Source organism: Amycolatopsis thermalba, from assembly GCF_003385215.1.
Lineage (GTDB): Bacteria > Actinomycetota > Actinomycetes > Mycobacteriales > Pseudonocardiaceae > Amycolatopsis_E > Amycolatopsis_E thermalba.
In genome coordinates this window covers 1-26,709 of the sequence record NZ_PQHW01000098.1, presented here as the reverse complement: position 1 = coordinate 26,709, position 26,709 = coordinate 1, and the positions used below count along the sequence as shown (strand labels likewise).

Annotated in this window: 18 protein-coding genes, 1 tRNA gene, 1 rRNA gene and 1 pseudogene; 7 read left to right on the top strand and 14 right to left on the bottom strand. The window is 70.6% G+C overall.

What is annotated here, in order from left to right; genetic code table 11:
* Window positions 1–455 precede the first annotated feature (455 nt).
* Window positions 456–529: transfer RNA gene (locus D0D15_RS28545), tRNA-Met, on the bottom strand.
* 81 nt (window positions 530–610) lie between these two features.
* A complete protein-coding gene (locus tag D0D15_RS28540) occupies window positions 611–3,577 on the bottom strand; it encodes a UPF0182 family protein (RefSeq protein ID WP_198958283.1) in 2,967 nt (988 codons plus the stop codon).
* A gap of 163 nt (window positions 3,578–3,740) precedes the next feature.
* Between D0D15_RS28540 and D0D15_RS28535 the strand changes: the two genes are divergently transcribed.
* Window positions 3,741–4,289, top strand: coding sequence for a PPA1309 family protein (locus D0D15_RS28535; protein ID WP_094006722.1), 549 nt, complete (start codon window positions 3,741–3,743; stop codon window positions 4,287–4,289).
* Window positions 4,290–4,703: 414 nt separating this feature from the next.
* Here the strand turns inward: D0D15_RS28535 and D0D15_RS28525 are convergent, their stop codons facing one another.
* Window positions 4,704–5,849 (bottom strand): YlbL family protein, encoded by a 1,146-nt coding sequence (locus tag D0D15_RS28525; protein WP_094006723.1) that lies wholly within the window; start codon window positions 5,847–5,849, stop codon window positions 4,704–4,706.
* 116 nt (window positions 5,850–5,965) lie between these two features.
* Here D0D15_RS28525 and D0D15_RS28520 point away from each other — a divergent pair, with 116 nt between their 5' ends.
* Entirely contained in the window at window positions 5,966–7,294 is a 1,329-nt protein-coding gene (locus tag D0D15_RS28520) for a zinc-dependent metalloprotease (protein ID WP_094006724.1), read from the top strand.
* Between the two features lie 1,182 nt (window positions 7,295–8,476).
* Here the strand turns inward: D0D15_RS28520 and D0D15_RS28515 are convergent.
* Window positions 8,477–9,046 (bottom strand): M48 metallopeptidase family protein, encoded by a 570-nt coding sequence (locus D0D15_RS28515; protein ID WP_027935799.1) that lies wholly within the window; start codon window positions 9,044–9,046, stop codon window positions 8,477–8,479.
* Window positions 9,047–9,166: 120 nt separating this feature from the next.
* On the opposite strand from D0D15_RS28515, the pseudogene D0D15_RS28510 reads away from it, so the two are divergent.
* The 3 genes and pseudogenes from D0D15_RS28510 to D0D15_RS28500 all read left to right on the top strand — a co-directional run bounded on the left by D0D15_RS28510 (window position 9,167) and on the right by D0D15_RS28500 (window position 13,068).
* Window positions 9,167–10,262, top strand: a pseudogene (locus tag D0D15_RS28510) (ThiF family adenylyltransferase).
* Window positions 10,259–11,605, top strand: coding sequence for an ABC1 kinase family protein (locus D0D15_RS28505; RefSeq protein ID WP_094006725.1), 1,347 nt, complete (start codon window positions 10,259–10,261; stop codon window positions 11,603–11,605). Before D0D15_RS28510 ends, D0D15_RS28505 begins: the two are co-directional and overlap by 4 nt.
* 521 nt (window positions 11,606–12,126) lie before the next feature.
* Window positions 12,127–13,068: a hypothetical protein gene (locus D0D15_RS28500; protein WP_233157364.1), complete on the top strand. Its 942-nt coding sequence runs from the start codon at window positions 12,127–12,129 to the stop codon at window positions 13,066–13,068.
* Between the two features lie 7 nt (window positions 13,069–13,075).
* Here the strand turns inward: D0D15_RS28500 and D0D15_RS28495 are convergent, their stop codons facing one another.
* The 5 genes from D0D15_RS28495 to D0D15_RS28470 all read right to left on the bottom strand — a co-directional run bounded on the left by D0D15_RS28495 (window position 13,076) and on the right by D0D15_RS28470 (window position 19,234).
* Window positions 13,076–13,255, bottom strand: coding sequence for a hypothetical protein (locus tag D0D15_RS28495; RefSeq protein ID WP_094006736.1), 180 nt, complete (start codon window positions 13,253–13,255; stop codon window positions 13,076–13,078).
* Window positions 13,252–14,316 (bottom strand): class I SAM-dependent methyltransferase, encoded by a 1,065-nt coding sequence (locus D0D15_RS28490; RefSeq protein WP_094006737.1) that lies wholly within the window; start codon window positions 14,314–14,316, stop codon window positions 13,252–13,254. The genes D0D15_RS28495 and D0D15_RS28490 overlap by 4 nt, the downstream gene beginning before the upstream one ends.
* Window positions 14,317–15,278: 962 nt before the next feature.
* The gene (locus D0D15_RS28480; protein WP_094006728.1) at window positions 15,279–15,680 is read right to left on the bottom strand and encodes a WhiB family transcriptional regulator; all 402 of its coding nucleotides are present in this window, start codon (window positions 15,678–15,680) and stop codon (window positions 15,279–15,281) included.
* 118 nt (window positions 15,681–15,798) lie between these two features.
* Complete coding sequence (locus D0D15_RS28475; protein WP_094006729.1) at window positions 15,799–16,035, bottom strand: hypothetical protein; 237 nt, start codon at window positions 16,033–16,035, stop codon at window positions 15,799–15,801.
* Window positions 16,036–17,170: 1,135 nt separating this feature from the next.
* Window positions 17,171–19,234 (bottom strand): ATP-dependent DNA helicase UvrD2, encoded by a 2,064-nt coding sequence (locus D0D15_RS28470; protein WP_162830678.1) that lies wholly within the window; start codon window positions 19,232–19,234, stop codon window positions 17,171–17,173.
* A gap of 80 nt (window positions 19,235–19,314) precedes the next feature.
* On the opposite strand from D0D15_RS28470, the gene D0D15_RS28465 reads away from it, so the two are divergent.
* Entirely contained in the window at window positions 19,315–20,046 is a 732-nt protein-coding gene (locus D0D15_RS28465) for a DUF4191 domain-containing protein (protein WP_094006739.1), read from the top strand.
* Window positions 20,047–20,097: 51 nt separating this feature from the next.
* Here the strand turns inward: D0D15_RS28465 and D0D15_RS28460 are convergent, their stop codons facing one another.
* Complete coding sequence (locus D0D15_RS28460; protein WP_094006740.1) at window positions 20,098–20,571, bottom strand: RDD family protein; 474 nt, start codon at window positions 20,569–20,571, stop codon at window positions 20,098–20,100.
* A 173-nt stretch (window positions 20,572–20,744) separates the two neighbouring features.
* Between D0D15_RS28460 and glnA the strand changes: the two genes are divergently transcribed.
* Window positions 20,745–22,169 carry a type I glutamate--ammonia ligase gene (gene glnA / locus D0D15_RS28455; protein WP_094006741.1) on the top strand — a complete coding sequence of 475 codons (1,425 nt, stop codon included), beginning with the start codon at window positions 20,745–20,747 and terminating at the stop codon, window positions 22,167–22,169.
* Between the two features lie 85 nt (window positions 22,170–22,254).
* Here glnA and D0D15_RS28450 read toward each other — a convergent pair whose 3' ends face one another.
* The 4 genes from D0D15_RS28450 to rrf all read right to left on the bottom strand — a co-directional run bounded on the left by D0D15_RS28450 (window position 22,255) and on the right by rrf (window position 26,701).
* On the bottom strand, window positions 22,255–22,680 hold the full coding sequence (locus D0D15_RS28450; RefSeq protein WP_094006742.1) for an acyl-CoA thioesterase: 426 nt from the start codon (window positions 22,678–22,680) through the stop codon (window positions 22,255–22,257).
* A 52-nt stretch (window positions 22,681–22,732) separates the two neighbouring features.
* Window positions 22,733–25,711 carry a bifunctional [glutamine synthetase] adenylyltransferase/[glutamine synthetase]-adenylyl-L-tyrosine phosphorylase gene (locus D0D15_RS28445; protein ID WP_115944889.1) on the bottom strand — a complete coding sequence of 993 codons (2,979 nt, stop codon included), beginning with the start codon at window positions 25,709–25,711 and terminating at the stop codon, window positions 22,733–22,735.
* Window positions 25,712–25,750: 39 nt separating this feature from the next.
* The gene (locus D0D15_RS28440; protein WP_094006744.1) at window positions 25,751–26,494 is read right to left on the bottom strand and encodes a type 1 glutamine amidotransferase; all 744 of its coding nucleotides are present in this window, start codon (window positions 26,492–26,494) and stop codon (window positions 25,751–25,753) included.
* 90 nt (window positions 26,495–26,584) lie between these two features.
* Window positions 26,585–26,701, bottom strand: a 5S ribosomal RNA gene (gene rrf, locus D0D15_RS28435).
* Between the last annotated feature and the right edge of the window lie 8 nt (window positions 26,702–26,709).

Below are 26,709 nucleotides of genomic sequence, written 5' to 3'. Positions count from 1 at the left end.
CGGCTTGACAATCACATAGGGACACCCCCCCGGACCCGCACATTCCACAGATCCAGGTGACCGAGACACCAAGCCCACCCCACCGGCCCCAGCGCCCACAGGGCGCGAAGGGCCGACCCAACGCAAGATCCCCACGCAACCGGCACCGAGCGGGGATCCAGGGTTCACCCCCTGCCGGGGAGTCTGGCGATTCGCCCACAAGAAACGCGACGAAGCCCCTGGACCCGCACATTTCCACAGATCCAGGTGACCGACGCACCAAACCCGCCCCCACCGGCCCCAGCGCCCACAGGGCGCGAAGGGCCGACGCAACGCAAGGCCACAACGCAACCGGCACCGAGCGGGGGTGCAGGGGGCTCGCCCCCTGCCGGGGGTCTGGGGGTTCGACCCCCAGAACAACGCGAAAGAGGCCCTCACGTCCGCGCTTTCCGCGGACATGAGGGCCCCTGCCTCTGTAGCGGGGACAGGATTTGAACCTGCGACCTCTGGGTTATGAGCCCAGCGAGCTACCGAGCTGCTCCACCCCGCGTTGTGAGGACCAGTTTACGCCTTGGTTGCGGGGGCGTGCACGCAGGGTGCCGGAAGGGGCTCCGGCACCCTGCGTGGCTGGTCAGCCGCCTGGTTGGGGCGGCGCCGAGGTCGTCTGGGCGGCCTTGGCGTTTTCGTAGGCGCGGGCGGCGGCGTCGAGCGCGGCGAGCGCCTCGCCCTGGGCGGCGAAGTTGCCGCTCTGCTGGGCCTGCCGGAGCCGTTCGAGCGCCGACTGGATGTCGGCGACGGCCTGGTCGAGGGCCGGGGTGCTGCCCGTGCCACCGGCCGGCGGGGTGGTCGGTGTGGCGGGCGGTGTCGTCGGCGTGGTGGTGGGCTGTTGCTGGGTGGGCGAGGTCGCCGCCTGGGCCGCCTGGTCGCCGAAGACCTGTTTGAGGGCGTCGCCGAGGGTGGAGGCGAATCCGACCTTGGACCCGTAGGACACCAGCACGCGGGCGAGCTGCGGGTAGCTGTTCTGGTTGCGTTGCTGGATGTAGACGGGTTCGACGTAGAGGAACCCGCCGCCCAGCGGCAGGGTGATCAGGTTGCCGAAGATCACCGTGACGCTCTGGTTGCTGAACAGGGTCCGTTCGGAAGCGAACCGCGAGTCGCTCTGGAACCTGTTCTGGACCTGGACGGGGCCGTCGACCTGGCTGTTGCCCGCGGCCGTGGTGGGTAGCCGGAGCACCTTGATGGCGCCGTAGTCCTTCGGGTCGGAGGACACCGTCATCCAGGCCGCCAGGTACTGCCGTTGCAGGGCGGTGAGCGGGCTGGTCAGCTGGAACGTGGTCCCGGTCTGGCCGGGTGCCTGGGCCAGGACGTAGTAGCCGGGCTGGTTGGCCAGGCCGGCGGCGTCGAGGTTGGTGCCGCCCTCCTGGGTCGGGTCCTGGGGCACGTTCCAGAAGGTGTTGGTCGTGTAGAACTCCTGCGGGTCGGTGACGTGGTACTTCGTCAGGAGTTCGCGCTGGACCTTGAACAGGTCCTCCGGGTACCGGAAGTGCGACCGCAGCTCGGGCGTGACCTCGGTGCCGGGCTTGACCAGGCCGGGGAAGACCTGCTCCCACGCCTTGAGGACCGGGTCCTTGTCGTCGACCGAGTAGAGGGTGACGGTGCCGTTGAACGCGTCGACGGTCGCCTTCACCGAGTTGCGGATGTAGTTGATGTTGTTGTTGGCCTGGCGGGCGACGCCGGCGAGGGTGTCCTCGGTGGCGGCGCCGAGCTGGGTCTGCTGCGAGTACGGGTAGTTGTTCAGCGTGGTGTAGCCGTCGACGATCCAGACGATCTTGCCGTCGACCACCGCCGGGTACGGGTCGCCGTCGACGGTGAGCCACGGGGCGACCTTGCTGACGCGCTGCCGCGGGTCGCGGTTGTACATGATCTTCGAGCCGTCGCTGATGGCGTCGGAGAAGAGGATGTTGCGCTCGCCGTACTTCGCGGCGAAGGCGAGGCGGTTGAACCAGTTGCCGAGGTTGACGCCGCCGGTGCCCTCGTAGCGGTAGTTGCTGCTGCTGGCGCTGTCGTACTCGCCCGGCGCGCGGCCTTCCTGGCCGCCGACGATGGCGTAGTCGTTGGTGAGCTCGCCGTAGTAGATGCGCGGCTCGGTGACCGCGATGCCGGGTGCGGTCGGGTTGGTCGGGTTGATGCCGGCGCCGGTCGGGTTCTGGGTGTCGCTGGTGACCGCGATCGGGTACCCGCCGTCGCTGTTGGCGCTGCTCACCGCGCGGTCGATCGTGTTGGCCGGGGCCGCGACGAACCCGTTGCCGTGCGTGTAGACCAGGTGCTTGTTGATCCAGTTGGTCTGGTTGCCGGTGAGGTTGGCGGTGTTGATCTCACGGGCGGCGACGACGTAGTCCTGGATCCGGCCGTCGATCTCGTAGCGGTCGATGTCGAGCTTCTGCGGGAAGCCGTAAAAGTTCTCCCGGCCGACCCGCTGGGTGAAGGTCGGCGCGAGCACGTTCGGGTCGAGCAGGCGGATGTTGGGCACGGTCGTGGTGTCCGCGCTGATCTCGGCGGCGGTCGCCTGCCCGGTGCCGGTGTAGTCCTCGTACTGGACGTTGTCGAGCCCGAACGCGGACTTGGTCGCCTCCATGTTGCGGCTGATGGAAAGCGCTTCCTTCTGGTTGGCGTTCGGCTTGACCGAGAACTGCTCCAGGATCGCCGGCCACGCGACGCCGACCAGGACGCCGGACAGGATCAGCAGCACCAGCGCGATCGCGGGCAGCTGGATGTTGCGCAGGAAGGCGCCGGCGAAGAACGCGACCGCGCAGATCGCGGAGATGCACAGCAGGATCAGCTTCGCCGGCAGCACCGCGTTCAGGTCGGTGTAGGTCGCGCCGTTGAACAGCGGGTTGCGGTCGGAGAAGAGCAGGTTGTACCGGTCGAAGTAGTACTCGACCGCCTTGAGCAGGACGAACAGGCCAGCGGTGACGGCGAGCTGGACGCGGGCCGATCCGGCGAGCTGACCGCCGCGGCCGGCGAGCCGGATGCCGCCGAAGAGGTAGTGCGCGATCAGCGCGCCGATGAACGAGATCGTCACCGCGACGAACAGCCAGCCGAGCAGCCACTGGTAGAAGGGCAGCGTGAAGGCGTAGAAGCCGATGTCGTTGCCGAACTCGGGGTCGGTCTGGCCGAAGCTCGTGCCGTTCAGGAACAGCTGGATGCGCTGCCACTCGCCTTCGCCGGTCGCGCCCGCGATGAGCCCGGTGACCAGCGGGATGCCGATGCCGAACAGCCGGATGCGGCCGACCACGGCCGAGCGGTAGCGCGCCAGCGGGTCGTCGGCGCCGGAGACCGGGACGAACACCGGTCGCGTGCGGTAGGCGATCCACAGGCTGAGCGCGAGCGAGCCGCCGACGAGCAGCCCGATCGCGAAGAACAACACGATGCGGGTGACGACCATGGTGTTGAAGACCTGGCGGGCGTCCACCTCGCCGAACCACAGCCAGTCGACGTAGGTGTCCAACAGGCGCGCGCCGAGTAGCAGCGCCAGGATGATCACCGCGGCGATGATCAGCAGTACCCGGCTGCGACGGGACAGCTTCGGCAGGCTCACTGGGGGCCGACTGGCCACTGCGCACGCTCCTGTTGTCGTGGTCCGCTGGCGGGGAGCCCGTAACGCAGGACACCCCTGAACCCCTAACTCTAGGAGGGCCGCTCAGGGTTCCCCGACCGGCCCGAATCGGACACGTCCGGCAGGCACCTGAGACGATGAGGAGATGGCATCGGAAGTCAACCCCGCCGCTGGTCCGGCCATCGCCGCGCTCGCCAGGGAGGTCGAGGAGTTCGTGGCCGCCGCCGGGTGGGACCAGGCGCCGCAGCTGTTCGCGCTGGTCCCGACCGCGTCGCTGCTGCGTGAGCAGCCGGAACTGGCCGGGCAGCTCGACCCGTCGAGCGCGCTGACGCCGGTGGCGCAGGAGCCGCTGCCGGAGGGTGACCTGGCGGAGGCGCTGGGGCGGATCGCGTGGCCGGAGGTCGTGACCGGCTGCGCGCTGGCCCAGGAGATCATCGTGCTGCCGCCGAGCGCCGAGTCGGAGCTGGACGAGTCCGCCGACGCGGAGCGGCTGCGGCGGGCCGCGGCGGACCACCCGGAGCGGACGGAGGCGCGTCTGGTGGCGGCTGTGCTGCGGGACGGCCCGGGCGCCTGCGTGATGCGGCTGCGGGGGTACACGAAGGCGGAGGACGCCGAGCCGGCCGACGAGATCGTCGAGCACCCGGACCTGGCGCCGAACCTGCTGGACGCCCTCCGGGCGACGCTGGCCCCCTAACGACCCGCGAGTCCCACGCTCCCGTCCGCGAGTCCCACGCTCCGCCACGCGAGTCCCACGCTCCCGTCCGCGAGTCCCACGCTCCGCCACGCGAGTCCCACGCTCCCGTCCGCGAGTCCCACGCTCCGCCACGCGAGTCCCACGCTCCGCCACGCGAGTCCCACGCTCAACCGCGCGAGTTCCACGCTCCGCCACGCGAGTCCCACGCTCCGCCACGCGAGTCCCACGCTCAACCGCGCGAGTCCCACGCTCCGCCGCGCGAGTCCCACGCTCCCGTCCGCGAGCTCCACGCTCCCGTGCGTGAGTCCCACCCTGCCGTCCGCGGGCCCTATGCTCCCGCACGCGAGCCCCACACTCAACCACGCGAGACCCAGCTCCCGCGCGAGCCCCGCCCCGCCGAGCCGGCGGCCCGGGTCAGCAGGACGGCGTCGGCTGCCCGGCCTTGAGCGCTTCCAGCGCCGAGAGAGCGCTGTTCAAGTCGGTCACCTTGATCAGCTTCAGCCCGTCCGGCGCCGCGGCGGCGGCTTCCACGCAGTTGTCCTGGGGCGTGAGGAACACCGTGGCCCCGGCCTCCCGTGCGGCGACGACCTTGAACGAGATCCCGCCGATCGGGTTGACCACGCCCTTCTCGGTGATCTCGCCGGTACCGGCCACGTGCTCGCCGGCGACCATCTCACCGGGGGTGAGCCGGTCGACGATCGCCAGCGCGAACATCAGGCCCGCCGAGGGGCCGCCGACGTCCTGCAGCGAGATCTTCACGTCGAAGGGCACGTCCGCCCGGTCGATCGGCTGCAGGCCCATGAAGCCCTGCTTCTTGTTCGGGTCGGGGTTGGCGGCCAGCGTGATCTGCTCGGTGCGGGGCGGCTCGGTGCCGTGCTGGAACGTGATCGGCACGGTCTGGCCCGGGGCGGTGTCGGCGAGCGCGGCGGTGACGTCGTCCTCGTTGGTGATGGTGCGGCCGTTGACCGACAGCAGCCGGTCGCCCGCGGCGAGGACCCGGCTGGCCGGGGTGTTCTCGACGATCGTCTGGGCGAGCACCTTGACCGGGAAGCCGAGGTGGCGCAGCGCGGCGACCTCGGCGTTGCTCTGCGAGTCCTGGAACTGCTGGACGTTCTGCTGCTGGACCTGCTCGTCGCTCTCGCCGGGGCGGAAGTACTCCTCGCGGGGCGCCAGCGCGTAGCGGCCGCTCACCCACAGCCCGAGCGCGCCGAACAGGCTGATCTCGTCGTTGAGCGAGACGGTGGTCATGCGCAGCTCACCCGCGGTGGGGTAGGTCTGCTGCCCGTCGACCTCGACCACCTGAACGCCGTTGACCTGGCCGAGCGTGTCGTAGGTGGGGCCGGGGCCGATCGCGACGTAGGGCACCTGGACGAACGCGCCGATGAGCCCGAACACGACGATGAGGACGCCGCTGGTCACCACGGTCCAGCCGCGCCTGGTCATATGGGCCCGCTCGGGGGCCCGTGTCGCGCGGTGCCCGTTGCGGGCCTGGTCGCCGTCCGCGGGTTTGGTGCCCGTCGCGGCGCCGGGAGCAGTGGTTTCGTCGCGGGACTCGCTCACGGCCCACAGCGTACGGTGACCGGCCCGCACGCTCGATCACCAGGCCTTGATCGCGGCGAGCGAAATCGGACACCTCTGGCGCGGTCGCGGCTGCTCCGGCCGCGTACGGTGGTGGTATGAGCAATCTCCCGTTCGGCTTCGGGCCCCCGGATCCCGACAAGCCCGGTGACAACGGGCCGGAGGGCCAGCAGTCCGGCGCCGACGCCTTCAACCAGCTCGGCCAGATGCTGAGCCAGCTCGGGCAGATGCTGAGCCAGGCCGGCACTTCGTCGGGCCCGGTGAACTACGACCTCGCGAAGCAGATCGCGCTGCAGAAGCTCAGTGGCAGCGGCGGCGGGACGATCGGTTTCGCCTCGAGCGGTGACGCCGACAGCGCCGTGCGCGACGCCGGCCACCTCGCGGAGCTGTGGCTGGACGCGGCGACGATCCTGCCTGCGGGGGCGAACGTGACCGCGGCGTGGTCGCCGCGGGACTGGGTGCAGAAGACGCTCCCGACCTGGCAACGCCTGTGCGACCCGGTGGCCCAGCAGGTGTCCGGCGCGTGGGTGGAGGCGCTCCCCGCCGAGGCGAAGCAGGCCGCCGGCCCGCTGCTGTCGATGGTCGGCCAGATGGGTGGCATGGCGTTCGGTTCGCAGCTGGGCAACGCGCTGGCGCAGCTCGCGTCGGAGGTGCTGACCTCGACCGAGGTGGGTCTGCCGCTGGGTCCGGAGGGGACGTCGGCGCTGCTGCCCGGCAACATCGAGAAGTTCACCGAGGGTCTGGAGCTGCCGAGCAGCGAGGTCCTGGTGTTCCTGGCCGCGCGGGAGGCCGCGCACCAGCGCCTGTTCTCGCACGTGCCGTGGCTGCGGCAGCGTCTGCTGGCGACGGTCGAGGAGTTCGCGCACGGCATCAAGGTCGACACGTCCGCGCTGGAGCAGCTGGCGGGCCAGGTCGACCCGTCCAACCCGGCGAGCATCGAGGAGGCGTTGTCCTCGGGGCTGCTGGAGCCCCAGACGACGCCCGAGCAGCAGGCGGCGCTGAACCGGCTGGAGACGCTGCTCGCCCTGGTGGAGGGCTGGGTGGACGTGGTGGTCGCGGACGCGGTCGGCGACCGGCTCCCGGGAGCCGACGCCTTGCGCGAGACGCTCCGCCGCCGCCGCGCGACGGGCGGCCCGGCTGAGCAGACGTTCGCAACGCTGGTGGGGCTCGAGTTGCGGCCCCGCCGGATGCGCTCGGCGTCCGCGCTGTGGAAGCTCGTGGGCGACCGGCACGGCGTCGACAAGCGGGACGGCCTGTGGTCGCACCCGGACCTGATGCCGTCGGCCGAGGACTTGGACGACCCGCTGGAGTTCGCCGAGCGCCTGGGCAAGCCGGGCGACCTGGACGACCCGATGGCCGAGCTGGAGCGCACGAAGCCCGAGGAGAAGCCGGCAAAGCCCAACGAGGGCGACGAGCCCGGCAACTGACGCAGGAGTGTCAGCGAGCCCACCTCGCCTGAGCAACAGCCGAGGTGGGCGCGCTACGCCCACGCCACCCACGGCGGCGAGCTACCCCCGCCGACTCCCCGGGCAGCCCGGCCAACCAACAGCGGCGGGCGCCCCAGCTGTGACCGGCATGCCCATCCAACCGCCGCGAGCCACCTCAGCCCCACGGGCACCAACACCGGCGGGCCGGCCCCAGCCGACACCGACAAGCCCAGCCACCGGCCGCGAGCCACCTCAGCCCCACGGGGCACGCCCACCCGACCAACACGGCGGGCCACCCCGGCCACCGGCGGGTGCCCCAGCCGACACCGGCACGCCCACCCAACCGAAGCCGGCAAGCTGACCACGTCCGATCGCGGCAAAGCCGCCTCAACCACCAGCGGCAAGCCGCCCCGCCCTCGGCGACTGCTCGGACAGGCTGCCCCCTCCCGGACTCACGGCGGAACCCTCCCACGCGAAGCCGGCACCCTGCCCTCACCGTCCCGCCCGCCGACAGCGGCACCTTGGCCCGCCGTCGCGCAGCGACAGCAATCTGTTGAACCTGCTGCTCGCCCTCCGACAACGGCCTCCGATCCCGCCATCGCGAACCGGCAGCAGCCCCCTGAACCCACCGCTAAGCCCGCCGACAGCAGCACCCCGGCCCCGCCATCGCGAACCGGCAGCAGCCCCCTGAACCCACCGCTAAGCCCGCCGACAGCAGCACCCCGGCCCCGCCATCGCGAACCGGCAGCAGCCCCCAGAACTCACCGCTAAGCCCGCGACTGGCAGCGCCCCGGCGCCCCATGGCGAACCGACAGCAGCCCTGAAGCCCGCAATCGAGCCCGCCAACGGCGGCACGCTGCCCGGCCGTTGTCCGTCGAGCTGCCACTGCCTTGGCAGTCCGCCACCTCAGCTGCCCCTCTCGGGGCCCGCTCGCGGGACATCCGGCCCCGGCACGCCTCCTGCTCCGCCCGTTATCCATCCGGCCCAGCGCGCCTCTGCTCCGCCCGCTACCCATCCGGCCCAGCGCGCCCCCTGCTCCGTTCGCTAACCCGCCCCAGCACTCACTCGCTCCGGCCGCTACTCATCGCGCACCGGCACTCGCCAGTTTCGGCCGCCCCTCCACCTGCCTGTTCCGGTGCCGGGGGCCCGCCGGACGGCAGGCCCCCGGCGCGTTCCGACTGCTCAGTCCTCGTCCAGCTCGCTGATTCCCCAACCCGCCGCCGCGGACAGGCCCTCCAGGTAGCCGATGGCCCGCTCGGTCTTCGGGTAGCGCCGGACCAGCTCCCAGAACTCGGCGTTGTGCGCCGCCACGCGCAGGTGTGCCAGTTCGTGCACCAGCACGTAATCCAGCACCCACGCCGGCACGTTCTGCAGCCGGTCACTCACTCGGATGGTCCGGTCGGCCGGCGTGCACGACGCCCACCTGGTCCGCATCGGCGGGACCCAGCGGACGCTCGCGGGCAGCGCCTGCCGGTCGAGGTACCGCGCTGACAGCTGCGCACACCGCGCGAGCAGCGCGGCATCCGACTCGCGCGCCGGAGACGCCCGTTTCGTCTCCGTGCGCTGGAGCTTGCGCTCCATCTCGGCCACCCAGTGTTTTTCCTCGGCTCGGCTCATGCTGGCCGGGATGAGCACCACGAGGGTGTCGCCGTCCCGGTACGCGCTGACCGTCCGCCTTCGTCGTGCACTACGCCGTACTTCGACCTTGAGCTGCGGGTTCGATGACTGCCCGGTGTTGTCCCGGTTCCTCAAAGAGGGCACCCGTGCGTTCGCCACCCGTCCACGGTAAAGGCAGGGACCGACAACTCGGGAGAGCCGACTTCGAGAAGGCCCGAGTTATCCACATTTCGGCTCGCCTGTGGATAACTCGCGATCTTGGTTAGCGAATACTTCCTGCCCGAACGCCCCTGGCTGCGGCCGGGCATCGAGGTTTTCGACCGAGGCCCGGGCGAGGTGCAGATCGGTCTCGACCCCCGGCACGCCATGGTGGCCACGGAGCTGCCGCCCGACCTGGTGGACGTGATGCACCGCCTCGACGGCAGTCTCCGTTTGGAAAGTCTGCTCGCGCTCGCCAAGAGCGAACACGTCGAGAGCCTCCGCGATCTCCTCACGAAGCTGACCCGGCTCGGGCTGGTGGAGGAGGCGTGGCCGCCCTCCGCCTACAACCGGCCCGTCCACGAGGCTGGTCTGTGGTCCCTGTCGGCACGGCGGAGCCACGGCGAGACCGTCGCCCGGCGTCGTCACAGCGCCATCGTGCTGTTCGGTTCGGGACGGCTGACGGTCGCGATGGCGGTGCAGCTCGCGGCCGCGGGAGTGGGGCAGGTCCGCGTCGAGGCCGAGGGCAAGGTCACCGAGCACGACACCGGCAGCGGCTACACCGACGCCGACATCGGCCGTTCCCGATCAGCCGCGGCGGCCGATGCGATCCGGCGGGTGAACCCGGCGACCGTGACGCGACGCCTCCGAGACGGGCGGCTGCCCGAACTCGCCGTGCTCGCCGACGCCATCGTCCCGGCGCCCGAGCTGGTCCAGCAGCTCATGCACGAGCGGGTTCCGCACCTGGCGGTTCGCGTCCGGGAAGGCATCGGGATCGTCGGGCCGCTCGTCGAACCCGGCCGGAGCAGCTGCCTGGGGCGCGGACCTGATCCGCCAGTCGATGGACGACCGCTGGCCCAAGATCGCGGGTCAGCTTGCCGGGCGCACCCAGCAGGCCGACCTGGTGACCGTGCAAGCCACCGCTGCCCTGGCGACCGGTCAGGTGCTCCGCGCTCTCGGGCCGGTCGACGGGGTGCCGCCGGGCTGGAACATGACGATGGAGATCGACCCGTACGAGAACACGATCTACCACCGCCCGTGGTCGCCCCACCCGGCCTGCACCTGCGGGGCACGCCCGGAGCCGCTGGTCAGCAGCGTCCCTGCGCCGATGGCTGCGGAGAACATGGTCGACAAGGCACAATCGCAGGAGTGACCGACTTCCCCGAAGAGACCGACGACCGTGCCGATCCCGGGATTCCCCGCCGCACAGCCGCGCGCGCCGCGAAGCTCGCGAGCCTGCCGCTCGGAATCGCGGGACGGGCGGTCGGCGGCTGGGGGCGGCGGCTGACCGGTCAGAGCGCTGAAGAAGTCAACGCGAACCTGTCGGCGAAAGCCGCCGAGCAGCTGTTCGAGGTGCTGGGCACGCTCAAGGGCGGCGCGATGAAGTTCGGGCAGACCTTGAGCGTGTTCGAAGCGGCGGTGCCGGACGAGCTGGCCGCCCCGTACCGGGACGCGCTGACCCGCCTCCAGGCCGCCGCGCCGCCGATGCCGGCCCGCCAAACGCGTCGCGTGCTCGCCGAGCAGCTGGGCCGGTCGTGGGAGACACGGTTCCGCGAGTTCGACGACGCTCCCACCGCCGCGGCCAGTATCGGCCAGGTGCACCGCGCCGTGTGGCACGACGGGCGCGACGTGGCGGTCAAGGTCCAGTACCCCGGCGCCGACGAGGCGCTCCGCAGCGACCTGCGTCAGCTGCAGCGGTTCAGCCGGCTCTTCCAGGCACTCCTGCCGGGCACGGAGGTCAAACCGCTGCTCGCCGAGCTGTCCGCGCGGATGGACGAGGAACTGGACTACCGCGGCGAGGCCGACAGCCAGCGCGAGTTCGCGAAGGCCTTCGACGGCGACGACAAGGTCCTGGTGCCGAAGGTGGTAGCCAGCGCCCCGAAGGTGCTCGTGACCGAGTGGGTCACCGGCACTCCCCTGGCCAAGATCATCGCCGGCGCGGACGCCGAAACCCGCAACCACGTCGGCGCGCTCCTGGCCGAGTTCCACTTCTCCTCACCGGCGAGGGCGAAGCTCCTGCACTCCGACCCGCACCCGGGCAACTTCATGCTGCTCGACGACGGCCGTCTCGCCGTGATCGACTTCGGCGCGGTGGCTCGCCTCCCACACGGCATCCCCCGCCAGCTCGGCGAGATGACCCGTCTCGCGCTCGATCAGCGCTCGACCGAACTCATGAAGTTGCTGCGCTCCTCCGGTTTCATCCGCCCCGGCACCGAACTCAGCGCCGACGACGTGCTCGCATACCTGGCCCCGTTCACCGAGCCCCTCGCCACCGAGCGCTTCCACTTCACGCGCCGCTGGATGCAACGCCAAGCGATGCGGGTCGGCGACACGCGTGGCCGCGACTTCCGGACCGGGCGATCGCTGAACCTTCCACCGGAGTACCTGCTGATCCATCGCGTGACCGCAGGCTCGACGGGAATCCTGTGCCAGCTCGAGGCCGAGATCCCCGCCCGCGCGATCGTGGAACGTTGGCAGCCCGGCTTCGCCGATTGATCCGATACCTCCCTCCCTTTCTCATCGGGCGTGTCAGGGTCACCCGCACTTGCGCGTGCCCCTGACCGCTCCGGATTCCGGCTCAGTCGACGGCCGCCCCCGGCCGACGGCGAATTCCCGGTTTCCGCACGCAAGGCGGGATCACCCACCACGCCACGGCGGATGCACCCAAACTGATCAGCTAGCCGAGACGCAACCTCGGAAGCTTCTATCCAGCGCGATCGCAGTCCTTTGCAACTGCGGCATCACCTCATCGTCTTTCCCAATCCCAGCCTCTGTTGTGAACAAGCGCCCCAGCCCTGGTTGCCAACCAGCTGCCATCCATCCCCGGTCCGGATGTCTTCGCCGCAATGCCCAGCATGCCGTAAACCGCGGCCCCCGCGGCCGACAAGGCTTGCCAGAGGCGCGAGTTATCCACAATCACGGTCAAAAACGCACGAGATGTCCACTCGCACCACCAAGTTGTCCACAGTTTCGTGTCACGTCTTCCGCTGCCCCGTCTCCGGCCCGACTCTGAAGGCATGACCGAAACCATCACCGCTCCGGCAGAGCGAGGCTCGGCCCCGAGCGAGGACGTCACCACCAGCACGCGGCTGCGCCGAGCGGGCCTGAGCCAGCACGTCATCTCGTCCCGTTGCCGCCCAGGAGGCCCGTGGCGCCGGCTTCTACCGGGCGTGATCCTGCTGAGCAACCGAGAGCCCAGCCGGGATCAGCAGCTCCGCGCCGCGATCTACCACGCCGGCCCGGACGCGGTGATCAGCGGTACGGATGCCTTGCAGGCACAGGGCATTCCGCTGTCACCGTCCCGGCGCGTCCACGTGTTGATCCCAGTGGGGCGCCGGATCGCGTCGCACGAGTTCACCTGGCTGGACCGGACGTCTCGCGTTCCCGAGCCGGTCGTCGTGGACGGATTGCCGTTCGCGCCGCCAGCTCGCGCCACCATCGACCTCGCCCGCTGTGAAACCGATCCGGACAGGTTGCGGCGACTGCTCACCCTGCCCGTCTACTACGGCCTCTGCACGGCCGAGCAGTTGCGCAACGAGGTCGACGCCGGCAACCAGCGCGGAACCGCGGCTGTCCGGCAGACGCTACGCACCCTGGGCTCGCTTCGCGACACCTACCAGCAAGGTGTGGCGAGGGAGCTGCTCGGAGGAGTCCCGGTGCCCCCGCCGATCTGGAACGTGACCATTTGCGACTCGGTGGGACGCCGCCTCGGTGTCGTCGACGCCTGGTGGGACGAAGTCGCGATGGGATGGCTCCTCGACCCCGCCGCCACCCGTTCCGACCGTCCGGCCGCGAGCCACCTGCCGCTCACCGGGGCCGGAGTCGTGCTGGTCCACACCACTCCCAGCCGCCTGCGCGGTGACGCGATGGCAGTCGCGCGGGAACTCACGAGCGCGTTCGCGTCGGCAGCTCGCCGTCGGCGGCCGAAGGTTCAGGCGCTGAAGGAGGTGGCGGCTTGACTAGCGCTCACCAGTATTCGGGCGGGAGTTTCCCCTCGATGTCGCGGACGTGCTCACGAGCGCATCGAGGGCACAGCCAGCGCAGAGCGCCGCCCTCACGATCACTGGCCCACGCCAGGGTCTCGAGCGGGTCCTCGTCCGGCTTGCGTTGAACGCCGCAACGGGAGCAGACGATCGGCTCGTTCATCTGCGCCATCCGAAGTGGACCGTCTGCGTTCCGAGCACGTAGATGTCCTCTCGGTTGCCCAAGTACTCGGGATCCTCCGGATCGAGGAGACGACGCAGGACGTCCCGGTCTTCCTGCGTCACGAACTCATCGCCGGCCGACGCCAGCCAGGCGATGTGCTCGATCACGTAGTTGCGTACCACCTCGTCCGGCGGCGCAGGCAAATCGACAAGACGACTGAAGGAACCGACTCGCTCCAACCCTGCCTTGACGAGGGCGATGTTCCAGCCGTAGGGCATCCGGACTGAGTTCGGCATGTCGGTGCGCATGCGCTTGAACCAACGATCCCGCACCTCCAGCAGCCGGCGTTCAAGCCCGGGCTCACCGATCCCCAGATCCCAGGGCAGGCAGTGAGTGGGCGGGCTCCCCTCGACCAGGGCGAGCATGCCGCGTGGCTTGAGAGCTGTGACAAGACCGGCGATTCCAGCTTGTTGATCAGGGAGGTGATGCACCATCGAAGCGGCCCAGACGAGATCCGCCGGCTCGACGAGGTGAGCGAGTTCCGCCGATGCGACGTCAGCTCGAACGCGTTCGATCGAAACCTGGCCGGCGAGCGCGGCGCCGGCGACGGCCTCGATCCCCGGATGGGCGCGCCCGACAGTCGCCGCCGCGGCGGCTCCTGCGAGCTCAGCCCGCGCCTGCTCGAGTGCGATCTGTTGCTGGCCGGTCGAACTCGTGTCCCGCGGCACGGCCGCCGGGTCGTCCGGATCTGTTCGGCCAGCGGCGTCCGTGTGCGTCTGCTCGACGGCAGCCTTCGCAACGGTCTCGGCAACGTCGAGCAGCTCCGGAACGGCGTCGACGAGCACGAGCGTCCCGCCGCCTCGACAAGCCAGCTCGGCGGCGAACGCGGCGCTCATCCCTCCGGCGCCACTGCCCACGTCGACGACTACAGGATGGTCGGCGAGCCGGCTGACCAGCCGGGCGGCGATCTCCGCGTGGGTCTTCGCGTGGAGTTGGTCCGCGCTGCGCAACGTCGGAATTCGCTCGGCCCAGTCGATGTCGTCATGGGTGTGTACGGCCATACCGGTCATTCAACACCGCTGGAGAAACCGTCGCCGTGATTCGGGGCCGCCTCGGCGCCTTGGGTGCGGCACCAGTCCGGCGGTGTGGTGGTGCTCATCGGCCGGATGGGGCCAGCCGCAGTCACTGCCCCTCCTGCGCGAACGAACGCCACAGGGGTCGGGACCGAGGCGGGAGGCAGCCGAGCAGGTGGCGGCCGAGCGTGCCAAGCCGTTGGCCGCTGACAGCCGACACGCCGAGCATCCGGGCGTTGACAGCCGAACACGCCGAGCATCGGGCGCTGACAACCGACGCGTCGAGTACCGGCCCTGGCCGGCGAACGCGCCCGGGCCTCGGCGCTGGAAAGGGAACGGACAGAGCCTTGGCCGCTGGCGGCCGGACGCACCAGACGCTCAGCGCTGGCGGCCGGACGCACCAGGCGCTCAGCGCTGGCGGGGCGCGAGCACCCGAGCCTCGGCAATGCAGCCGAACGCGTCCGGGCCTCGGCGCTGACAGGCAAATGCCGGCGGCCCCTGGGCCGCTGGCAACCGAACGCGCCGGGGCTGTGGCCGCCGCGGGTTGGGGAGTTGGAACGAGCGGCATGTAGCGGTTGGAACGAGCGGCACCTTAGACAGCGCCAAGCCCGGCGGTGGTCAAGGCCGTTCGCCTCGAACACCGCCGGGCCAGCAATCCGCGAAACGCGATGACGAGCCGCTGGTAGCGGGATCGTCGGGCGACTAACCGCGGTACCGACCTGCGCGGCGGGAAGCCCATCGGGCCACGCGGTCCCACCGGCGGGCCGCGCGCGCATTGCGTACGGGCTGCCAGCGGACGTCGTCGTGCAGGTCCTGTATTCGTGCTCTCGCCAGTTCTTCGTTGAGCAACATTCGGGTGATCTCCTTGGTCATGGGTGCGACCCCGGCGCGGGGGCGCGGCGTGATCGGGTGCTTCGTCCAGCTCACTGGGACGAATGAGGTGTCAGTACTCATGCGGCTGCACTCTGCTGGTCAGTGCGGTTGCGGCGCTCGATGCGCTTCTCCGCGACGGGCGTTTCCACCGGGTTCTTGCGAGGGCGTCCCCGCGGCCGCTTCCGAGCGACCACGACACCGCGCTCGAAGATCTCGCCTCCCCAGACCCCCCAGGGCTCCCGCCGGGCGAGCGCGCCGGACAGGCACGCACTCCGGATCGGGCAGTCGGCGCACCGGCTCTTGGCCAGCTCGAGATCCGCCGGTGACTCCGCGAACCACAGGTCGGCGTCGCCGGACCTGCAGGGCAGGTCGGCGTCCGGCGAGGCCACGGCATCGAAAAGCTCACCGATCCCGGATCCCGGAAGGGCGAGTTCGTCGGATAACGCCTTCTCTGACGCGAAGGCGATTGCCGATGACATTCCCGTTCTCCTTTGTGTAGTAACGGTTTTTCGTTGTGGAGGTGGTACAAAAACACGAGGGCCGCGGATCCGAATCTCGGTTCCGCGGCCCTCGTGAGCCTGTCTCCCTGACGGGGGGTCAGAGTCTGAGCTCCGGCGGAGCCAGCGGAACGTGGAGTCGGGTCTGCTTGTTGGTCGGGACGTACGCCGGCTTGACGGCGGACACACGGGTCCCGTCGAAGCGGTCACGCAGCCGGGCGAGGATCGGCAGTTCGACGCCGGCCTTGCCGACGCCCCAGCCGTTCGCGCAAGCCATCGCCGAGCGGGCGAAGGGCAGAGCGATGCCAGGGTTCGTGACCGTGATCGAAGTCTTCACGTCCCAGCACCTCCTCTCGTCCTTCGCTCATCGCCGGCGGGCGACGGGCAATCGCTTCGCGGGCGCTCTTCACCCGCCCATGCAGGCTATTGCCCCTGCCCGACGCGGGGCAACTGATTTTTCGGAGAACTTTTCCCAACGGCGAAGATCGTCCCCGAGCAGCGGTTCCGCCGCGCGAAGGAGCCCTTCGGCGCGGTCAAGCGTGCCTGCCCTGCACGGCCCGCCCCGGTGCCCGGATGCGACGAAGCGCCTCTCAGTGTGGCGCACATCGCCCCAGCCCGACCAGCCACGCTCGGAGCGGGACTCGCCACGGCGGTCGCGGCTGGTCACCTCGGCGCCAGATTCATCCGGTCGTGGCAAAGTGTCGTTCCGGGCGTAACGGTCGCACGACCGAGGTCGCTCGGCTGAGGACGACGCAGGCAGTGGTGCACACGGCACACGGCGGCGCAGAGCGAGCACGGCCGCGCTCGGCCCGGACCTTTCAAGAGGGGGGCGCCTCACGGGTGGACGTGTTCGGTAGGCGCGCCGCGTCCGGCCCGCCGGCCTTGGTTCAGGCGGCCGGAGTTAACGGCTGTCAGGAGTGTCTGTCGCGGAGAACGGACAGCGGACCGCCCAGAGCGCTCGCCGGCGGACAGCAGTCCCATCGGGGGTGTCCTTCCGCAGAGGAGGGGATGGCAGTTCCGTCAGGCGTCGGTGTCCCGGCGAAGACACAGCAGTCGGGCAGGCGGGTCTCCCGCGGAGAAGGGACGGCTGCCAAGTCGGCAGCACCTCCCACGCAGAAGGAACAGCCGCCAAATCGGCAGCACCTCCCACGCAGAAGGAACAGCCGCCAAATCGGCAGCACCTCCCACGCAGAAGGAACAGCCGCCAAATCGGCAGCACCTCCCACGCAGAAGGAACAGCCGCCAAATCGGCAGCACCTCCCACGCAGAAGGAACAGCCGCCAAATCGGCAGCACCTCCCACGCAGAAGGAACAGCCGCCAAGTTAGGAGCCCGTCCCGCGCAGGAGGGACAGCCACTAAAGCGGAAGCACCTCCTACGCAGGACGGACAGCCACCAAATCGGGAGCACCTTCCGCGCAGAAAGTCGCTGTAGTCCGGTCACGTGGCTCCGCTGCACCGGCGGCACCGCAGTTCAGCGATGTTCCTTCCGGAGCAGGGATAGTACCTCGTCGCCGAAGCGGTGGGCCTTTGTCGGGCCTATGCCGGAGATCGAGACCAGGCCGCGTTGGTCCTCGGGGCGTTGTTCGGCTATCGCGACCAGCGTGGCGTCCGTGAAGACGACGAACGGGGGGACCTTCAGCTCCCGCGCGCGCTCGGCGCGCCAGTCCTTCAACCGCGTCAGCAACGCCTCGTCCAGGTCGCTCGGGCATCGGGCACATCGGCCGAGCTTGACTTCCAGCGTGTTGGCCAGCTGCTCACCACACATGCGGCAGCTCGGCTTCGTGCGCGTGGTCGGCTGCCGGCGGGGCACGCGCGCCGCGGGGTGTTCCTCCGGGATCAAGCCGTACAGGAACCGGCTCCGGCGGCGGTGCCGGCGTCCGCCCGGGTGCCGGGACAGCGACCACGACAACCACAGGTGCTCCCGCGCCCGCGTGACCCCCACATAAAAGAGCCGCCGCTCCTCCTCGATCGCCGCCTCGTCGCCGTCGGCTCGCTGGATCGGCATCGTGCCCTCGGCCAGCCCGACCAGGAACACCGCGTCCCACTCCAGGCCCTTCGCCGCGTGCAGCGACGCCAGCGTCACCCCCTCGACCGTCGGCGGGTGCTGCGCCGCCGCGCGCTGCTCCAGCTCCGCCACGTACCGGCCGAACGACGCGCCCTCGACCGACGCCGCCAGCTCCTCGGCCAGCTCCACCAGCGCCAGCAGCGCGTCCCACCGCTCCTTCGCCGCCCCGCCCGACGGCGGCTGCTCCGTCAGCCCGATGCGAGCCAGCACCGCGCGCACCGCGGGAACCAGCTCCGCGGACGGCGGATCCCCCGCCGCCGTCCGCAGCGCGACCATCGCCTGCCGGATCTCGCGCCGCTCGAAGAACCGCTCACCCCCGCGCACCAGGTACGGGATCTCCAGGTCGGTCAACGCCTGCTCGTAGACCTCCGACTGCGCGTTGACCCGGTACAGGATCGCGATCTCGCTCGCCGGCACGCCCGCGTCGAGCAGCTGCCGCACCCGCCCGGCGACCGCGCCGGCCTCCGTCGGCTCGGCGTCGAACTCCGCGAACCGCGGCTCGGGACCGTCCGGACGCTGCCCGACCAGCTTGAGCCGCGACCCCGCCGGCCGGCCCCGAGCGGCGCCGATCACCTTGTTCGCCAGCTCGACCACCTGGGGCGTGGACCGGTAGTCCCGCTCCAGCCGCACCACCGTCGCCTCCGGGAAGCGCCGCGTGAAGTCCAGCAGCGGCCGCGGCGAGGCCCCGCCGAAGGAGTAGATGGTCTGGTTCGCGTCGCCGACCACCGTGATGTCGTCGCGCCCGCCGAGCCACGCGTCGAGCAGTCGCTGCTGCAGCGGGGTGACGTCCTGGTACTCGTCGACGACGAAACACCGGTACCGGTCGCGGAACTCCCGGGCGACGTCCGCGTTGTCCTCCAGCGCCGCCGTCGTGTGCAGCAGGAGGTCGTCGAAGTCGAGCATCCGCGCCGCGTTCTTGACCTCCTCGTACTTGCGGTAGACCTCGGCCACCTGCGCGGCCTGCATCGGCGTGTCCCGCTGCAGCCGCGCGGCCTGCGCCGGGTAGTCCTCCGGGCTGATCAGCGACGCCTTCGCCCACTCGATCTCGCTCGCGATGTCCCGCAGGATCTCCGCGTCGCTGCTGACCCGCGAACGCTGCGCCGCCTGGGCGACCAGCCGCAGCTTGCCGTCGAGCAGGTCCCACATCCGGTCGCCCACCACGCGCGGCCAGAAGTACCGCAGCTGCCGCCGCGCGGCCGCGTGGAACGTCAGGGCCTGGGCGCCGTCGACCCCCAGCGCGCGCAGCCGCGTCCGCATCTCCCCCGCCGCGCGCGCGGTGAACGTGACCGCGAGCACCTGACCTGCGGCGACGTGCCCGGACGCGATCAGGTGCGCGATGCGGTGGGTGATGGTGCGGGTCTTGCCGGTGCCGGCGCCGGCCAGGACGCAGACCGGCCCGCGCGGGGCTGCGGCGGCGGCACGCTGCTCGGGGTCCAGCCCGTCCAACAGGCCCGTCGGGGACTTGGTCACAGGTGCGCTAGCCACCCCGGCATCCTCGCAGAGGGGACCGACGGGATCGCGCCGCCCTGCCCGGCCGTATCCTGGTTCATATGGCGGGAAAGCAGGACAAAGAGGCTGCCAAGCAGGCCAAGCGGGAACGGCGCGCCGCGAGCAAGGCCCGGCGCGGTCAGATCTGGGAAGCGTTCAAGATGCAGCGCCGGGAGGACAAGGCGCTCATCCTGTGGATGCTCGGCGCGTTCCTGGTCGTGGCCGGCGTCTTCGTCGTGGTCGGGCTGCTGCTCGACATGCTATGGGTCCTGTTGCCGCTGGGCATCGTCCTCGGCGTGCTCGCCGCGGTGATCATCTTCGGCCGCCGGGTGCAGCGCACGGTGTTCGCCAAGGCCGAGGGCCAGCCCGGAGCGGCGGGCTGGGCGCTGGACAACCTGCGCGGACGCTGGAAGGTGACCCAGACGGTGGCCGCGACCACGCAGCTCGACGCCGTGCACCGCGTGCTCGGCGGCCCGGGCGTCGTGCTGGTCGGTGAGGGCGCGCCGCACCGCGTGCGCAACCTGATCACACAGGAGAAGAAGCGCGTGGCCCGCCTGGTCGGTGACACCCCGATCTACGAGGTCGTCGTCGGCAACGAGGAGGGCCAGGTCCCGCTGCGCCGCCTGTCGAGCCACATGATGAAGCTGCCCCGCAACCTCCGCCCGGCGCAGGTCGACGCGCTGGAGGCCAAGCTCGCCGCGCTCGGCAACCGCGGTGGCGCGGCCATGCCGAAGGGCCCGATGCCGCAGGGCGCGAAGATGCGCAGCGTGCAGCGCGTCATCAAGCGCCGCTGACCCGGAACGACAAAAGGCCCCGACCAGTCCGGTCGGGGCCTTTTGTCGTTGTCAGCGCATCCGGATGACCACGGTCCCGGTGAGCCGGTCGAGCCAGCTGCGGCCGTCGGCGTTGCGGATCGCCGCCGGGATGATCAGGAAGGTGAGCGCCGCGCGGACGATCGCCCGCGGCACGCCGACCATCTGGGCGCCGTCCAGGCGCGCGACGCGGATGCCGGTCACGAACATCCCCGGGGTGAACCCGAAGAACGAGACCGGGATGATCGTGATGACCGCCCACACCGCGATCGCCCACAGGTTGTAGGACTGCATCGCGGCGGTGTCCTGCAGGTCGGGGCGCATGAACAGGGAGGTCAGCAGGGACGCGGCGACCAGGTCGACGACGAGCCCGAGCAGGCGCGCACCGCCCCTGGCGACCGCACCGACCCCCTGCTCGGGAAGCCCGAGCCGTTCCCCTCGCCAGCGCGGAGGCTCCTCTGCGCCGGGCCGAGGTGCGGACAACCACTCACCGGTCCATCTCGCCACCCGACCAGGGTATGCCGGTGGCGTGCACCACGTCCGCCCTGGTCTGCTGGGGGATATCGCCCAGCCCGTTAACCTCCGCGAAACATACGGGTGACGGTCGGGCAACACCGCGCTCTTAGCGTGAGCCGAAGAGAGTACTGCCCCCGGCAATGCGTATGAAGGAGTTACAGAGGGTGTCCACTACTCCAGACGATATCCAGCGTCTCATCGCAGATGAGGACGTGCAGTTCGTTGACGTCAGGTTCTGTGATCTGCCGGGTGTGATGCAGCACTTCACCGTCCCCGCGAAGGCGTTCGACGCGGACGCGTTCGAAGAGGGCCTGGCCTTCGACGGTTCCTCGGTGCGCGGCTTCCAGTCGATCCACGAGTCCGACATGCTGCTGCTGCCCGACCCGGAGACGGCGCGGATCGACCCGTTCCGCAAGGAGAAGACCCTCTCCATCAACTTCTTCGTGCACGACCCGTTCACCCGCGAGGCGTACAGCCGCGACCCGCGCAACATCGCGCGCAAGGCCGAGCAGTACATCGCCGAGTCCGGCGTCGCCGACACCGTGTTCTTCGGCCCCGAGGCCGAGTTCTACGTGTTCGACTCGGTGCGCTTCGACTCGCGCGAGAACGGCTCCTTCCACGAGATCGACTCGGTCGAGGGCTGGTGGAACACCGGTCGCGAGGAAGAGGGCGGCAACCGCGGTTACAAGACCCGCTTCAAGGGCGGCTACTTCCCCGTCCCGCCGGTCGACCACTTCGCCGACCTGCGTGACGAGATCAGCCAGAAGCTGATCAACTCCGGCTTCACGCTCGAGCGCGCGCACCACGAGGTGGGCACCGCCGGCCAGGCCGAGATCAACTACAAGTTCAACACGCTGCTGCATGCCGCGGACGACCTGCAGCTGTTCAAGTACATCGTCAAGAACACCGCGTGGAACGCCGGCAAGACCGCGACCTTCATGCCGAAGCCGCTGTTCGGTGACAACGGTTCGGGCATGCACTGCCACCAGTCGCTGTGGAAGGACGGCCAGCCGCTGTTCTACGACGAGTCCGGTTACGCCGGCCTGTCGGACATGGCGCGTCACTACATCGGCGGCATCCTGGCCCACGCCCCGTCGCTGCTGGCGTTCACCAACCCGACGGTGAACTCCTACCACCGCCTGGTGCCGGGCTTCGAGGCGCCGGTCAGCCTGGTGTACTCGCAGCGCAACCGCTCGGCCTGCGTCCGGATCCCGATCACCGGTTCCAACGCCAAGGCCAAGCGCATCGAGTTCCGCTGCCCGGACTCGTCCGGCAACCCGTACCTGGCGTTCGCCGCGATGATGATGGCCGGTCTGGACGGCATCAAGAACAAGATCGAGCCGCCGGAGCCGATCGACAAGGACCTCTACGAGCTGCCGCCGGAGGAGGCCAAGGACGTCAAGCAGGTCCCGGCCACGCTCGACGAGGTGCTGAACAACCTCGAGGCCGACCACGACTTCCTGACCGAGGGTGGCGTGTTCACCTCCGACGTCATCGAGACGTGGATCTCGCTCAAGCGCGAGACCGAGATCGACCCGCTGCGGCTGCGTCCGCACCCGTACGAGTTCGCGCTGTACTACGACGTGTGATCTCGACCGGGTAGAACACCCCGAGCGCGCCGGCGGCGAGGAGCGGAAAACGCCCTCGCCGTCGGCGTTCTTTATCGGGCCGGCGTTATTCGGCGGTGAGGACCGACATGTCCAGGCCGGCGCGTTCGCAGTGGCCGCGCGGGTCCTCGACCAGCTTGCGGCGCTCCAGGTCCATCAGCCCGAGCGTGCAGGTGATCTCGGCGGACCGGGTGCCGTCGGTCTTGTGGATGTTGTTGATCATCTGGAACGTCTTGCCGGTGCCGAACTTGGCCTCGCAGCCCACGAGCACGGTCTCGCCCGCGCGGATCTCCCTGCGGAAGACGATGTGCGACTCCAGCAGCACCGGCGCCAGGTTCTGCTCGCGCAGCGCCGCGCCCCCGGCCTGCTCGAACGCCTCGGTGCGGGCGACCTCGCCGTAGGAGTGGTAGACCGCGTGGTTGAGGTGGCCGAGCGTGTCCAGCTCGTAGTGCCGGACCTTGATCTCCACCCGGAACGGTTCGCGCGCAGTCACGGCTCCACTGTAAGGCGGTGACGTGCCGCGGCGGGGTGGGACCTTCACCACGTCAGGCTTCGTAGAACAGCCGCTCGACGACCGCGTGGGCCCGCCGGGTGGTGCGGCGGTAGGAGTCGAGGAACTCGCCCGGGTCGTCGTCGGCGCTCTGGCCCAGGACGCGGGCGACCGCGGCCAGGTCCCGGCCCGAGCTCGGCACCTGGTCGACGGCCTTGCCGCGGACCAGCATCGCCGCGTTGCGCACGCGGGTCGCGAGCAGCCACGCCTCGGTGAGCGACGCGGTGTCCTCGGGTTCGGCCAGGCCCGCACCGGCCAGCGCGGCCAGCGCCCGCGGCGTCGAGGTGGTCCGCAGGTCCGGGACCTCGAACGCGTGCCGCAGCTGGAACAGCTGCACCGTCCACTCGACCTCGGCCAGACCACCGCGGCCCAGCTTGGTGTGCAGCGTCGGGTCGGCTCCGCGCGGCATCCGCTCGGTGTCCACGCGCGCCTTCATGCGCCGCACCTCGCGGGCGCGGGCCGCGTCGAGCCCGCCGTCGGGGTAGCGGATCGGGTCGATCATCTCGATGAACCGCTCCCCCAGCGGCGCGTCGCCGGCGACGAACCGGGCGCGCAGCAGGGCCTGCGTCTCCCAGACCTCGCCCCAGCGCGCGTAGTACGCCCGGTAGGAGTCGAGCGTGCGCACCAGCGGACCGCCGCGCCCTTCCGGCCGCAGATCGGCGTCCACCTGCAGGGGCGGATCGGCGCTCGGGGCGCCGAGCATCTTGCGCACGGTCTCGGCGACCGAGGACGCGTACCGGACGGCGTCGCCGTCGGACACACCTTCGGCCGGCTCGCACACGAAGAGGACGTCGGCGTCCGAGCCGTAGCCCAGTTCGGCGCCGCCCAGGCGGCCCATGCCGATGACGGCGATCTTCGCCGCCTCGCCGCCCAGTTCGGCGCAGCGCTTGCGGATCGCGGCGGACAGGGCGCTCTGCAGCACGGCGACCCAGACCGAGGACAGGGCCTCGCACACCTCGCGCACGTCCAGCAGGCCCAGCAGATCGGCCGCGGCCACCCGCAGGATCTCGTGGCGCCGCAACGACCGGGCCGCCGCCACCGCCGCGTTCAGCCCCGGCTGGCGCCGCACGGTGGCGCGCAACGACTTGGCGACCTCGGCCGGCGTGCGACCGGTCAACCGCGCGGGGTCGCCGAGCAGCTGCAACACCTCGGGGGCGCGCACGAGCAGGTCCGGCACCAGCTTCGACGTGCCCAGCAGCGACGCGAGCCGTTCGACGACCGCGCCCTCGTCGCGCAGCACCCGCAGATACCACGGGGTTTCCTCGAGGGCCTCGGACACCTTCCGGTACGCCAGCAGGCCGCCGTCCGGGTCCGGGGTGTCGGCGAGCAGGTCGAGCAGGACGGGGAGCAACGCCTTCTGGATCGAGGCCCGGCGCGAGACGCCGGAAGTCAGGGCTCGGATGTGCTGCAGCGCGCCGTCGGGTGCCGCATAGCCCAGAGCCGCCAGCCGTTGCGCGGCCTGCTTCGTGGTGAGACGCAGGTCCTCTGTGGACACGCTGGCGACGGACTGCAGCAGCGGCCGGTAGAACAGCTTCTCGTGCAGCCGGCGGATGCGCTGGTTGTGGCGGCGGAACTCGACGAGGAGGATCTCACCCTCGCCCCGGCCCATTTCGGGGCGGATGCCGATCGCCCGGCCGAGCACACGCAGCTCGCCCGAGTCGTTGAAGTCCGGGAACAGGTGGGTGCGGCGCAGGCGGCGCAGCTGCAGCCGGTGCTCGACCGTCCGCAGGAACTCGTACGACATCTCCAGCTCGGCGGCGTCGCTGCGGCCGACGTACCCGCCCGAGCCGAGCGCCGCGAGCGCCTCGACGGTGGACGGTGAGCGCAGGCTCGGATCGGCGCGGCCGTGGACGAGCTGGAGCAGCTGCACCGCGAACTCGACGTCCCGCAGGCCGCCGCGGCCGAGTTTCAGCTCACGCTCGGCCAGTTCGGAGGGCACGTGGCCCTCGACGCGGCGGCGCATCTGCTGGACGTCGGCGACGAAGTTCTCCCGCTCGGCGGCCGACCACACCATCGAGGTGACCATCTCGGCGTACTGGTTGCCGAGGTCGGCGTCCCCGGCGACCGGGCGGGCCTTGAGGAGGGCCTGGAACTCCCAGGTGCGGGCCCACTTGGCGTAGTAGGCGGTGTGGCCGTCGAGGGTGCGGACGAGGGCGCCCTGCTTGCCTTCCGGGCGGAGGGCCGCGTCGACCTCGAAGCACGCCTTGCCGACGATCCGCATCATCGTGCTCGCCAGCCGGGTGGCGAGCTGCAGGTCACCTTCGCCGACGAAGATGACGTCGACGTCGCTGACGTAGTTGAGTTCGCGGCCGCCGCACTTGCCCATCGCGATGACCGCCAGGCGGGTGTCGCCGAGTCCGCCGGGAGCGTGCTCGGCTTGCGCGATCTCCAGTCCGGTGACGAGCGCGGCTTCGGCGAGGAGCGTGAGCTGCTGGGCGACTTCGGCGTAGCGGGGCCGGTCGAGGCTGCCTTCGACGAGGTGCCCCAGGTCGGTGCCGGCGGTCTCGAGGAGCAGGCCGCGGTAGGCGGCGCGCAGGGCGTTCTCGGCCGCCGAGCCCGTACGGATCGTGCCGTTCTCGCGGACGGCGTCCAGCATGGTGTCGGCGTAGCAGTCGGGTTCGGTGCACTTGTCGCCGGCGAGGCGCTGCCACTCGCCGGGGTGGCCGACGAGGAAGTCGCCGAGCGCGCTGGAGGTGCCGAGGACGGCGACGAGCCGGCCGCGGAGGGTGCGGTTGTCGCGCAGGGCGGCGTCGAGTTCCCGCCAGCCCTGTTCGTCGGTCTCCCGGATGCGGTCGAGGCTGCGCAGCGCCAGGTCTGGGTCGGCGCTGCGGGAAAGCGCGACGAGGACGTCGAGGGCTTCCGGGGCAGGCCCGGTGTCGGTCCACCACCCGGCCGCGCGGAGGTTCTCCTCAGCCCGGTCGTCGGTGAAGCCGTAGCGCGCAGGGGAGCCGGCCCCTCGTGACTGCTCAGCCATCAGGGTCCACCGTAGCCGTGCCAGGCGGGTCGTTGCTGATCAAGTGAGCGGAAGGGACGCCGGTGGCGCGCCCTCGAGCGCACCTTCAGCCAGCCGGACGAACCTGGTCGCGAACGGCTGCCAGGTCTCGGCGATGTCGGCGTGGTTGCGGTCGAGAGTCTCGGTGTCGAATGCGCTCGGCGGCCTGGTCGCCGCCAGCTGGGGCGCCTCGTCCGCCCAGGCCTGCACGACCTCGGTGGTGGTCTCGATGTGGAACTGGACCCCGTAGGCGCAGCGGTGCAGCCGGAAGGCCTGGTTGGGGTACTTGGGAGCGGATGCGAGCAGGACAGCGCCGCGGGGCAGCTGGGTGATGACGTCCTCGTGGAAGTGCATGACGTCCTGCATGAGCGGGAGGTCGGCGAAGAGCGGGTCGGTCCAGGCGGCGTCCTTCTTCGCGACGAGGGCCGCGCCGACCTCCGGACCGGACTCGCCGGGCTGGAGGCGTCCGCCGGTGGCGACGGCGAGGAGTTGCGCGCCGAGACAGATCGCGAGGGTGGGGACGTTGGTGCGGGCCGCGGTCGCCAGGAGCGCCCGGACGTCGGCGAGCCACGGGTGCTTGGCGTCGTCTTCGGCGTTCATGCCACCACCCAGGCAGACGAGGCCCTGGTACCCGTCGGGGGAGCCGGGCACCGGGTCGTCCGGCAGCCGGCGGACGTCGAGTTCCGCGCCGGCGGCGGCGAGCCAGTCTCCGAGGGGCCCGACCGGGTCGGACGGATCGGGCTGCAGGACCAGAAGACGCGTCATGGTCTTCAGGATAAGGGCACAAAAAGGCCCAGGGGCTCGGGAGAACGTGAAGTTCTCGACCGAGCCCCTGGGCTTTTTGTGTGAAGTTGTGTTCGGCGGTGTCCTACTCTCCCACACCCGCGGGGGTGCAGTACCATCGGCGCTGGCAGGCTTAGCTTCCGGGTTCGGAATGGGACCGGGCGTTTCCCTGCCGCCATGACCACCGAAACTCTGTG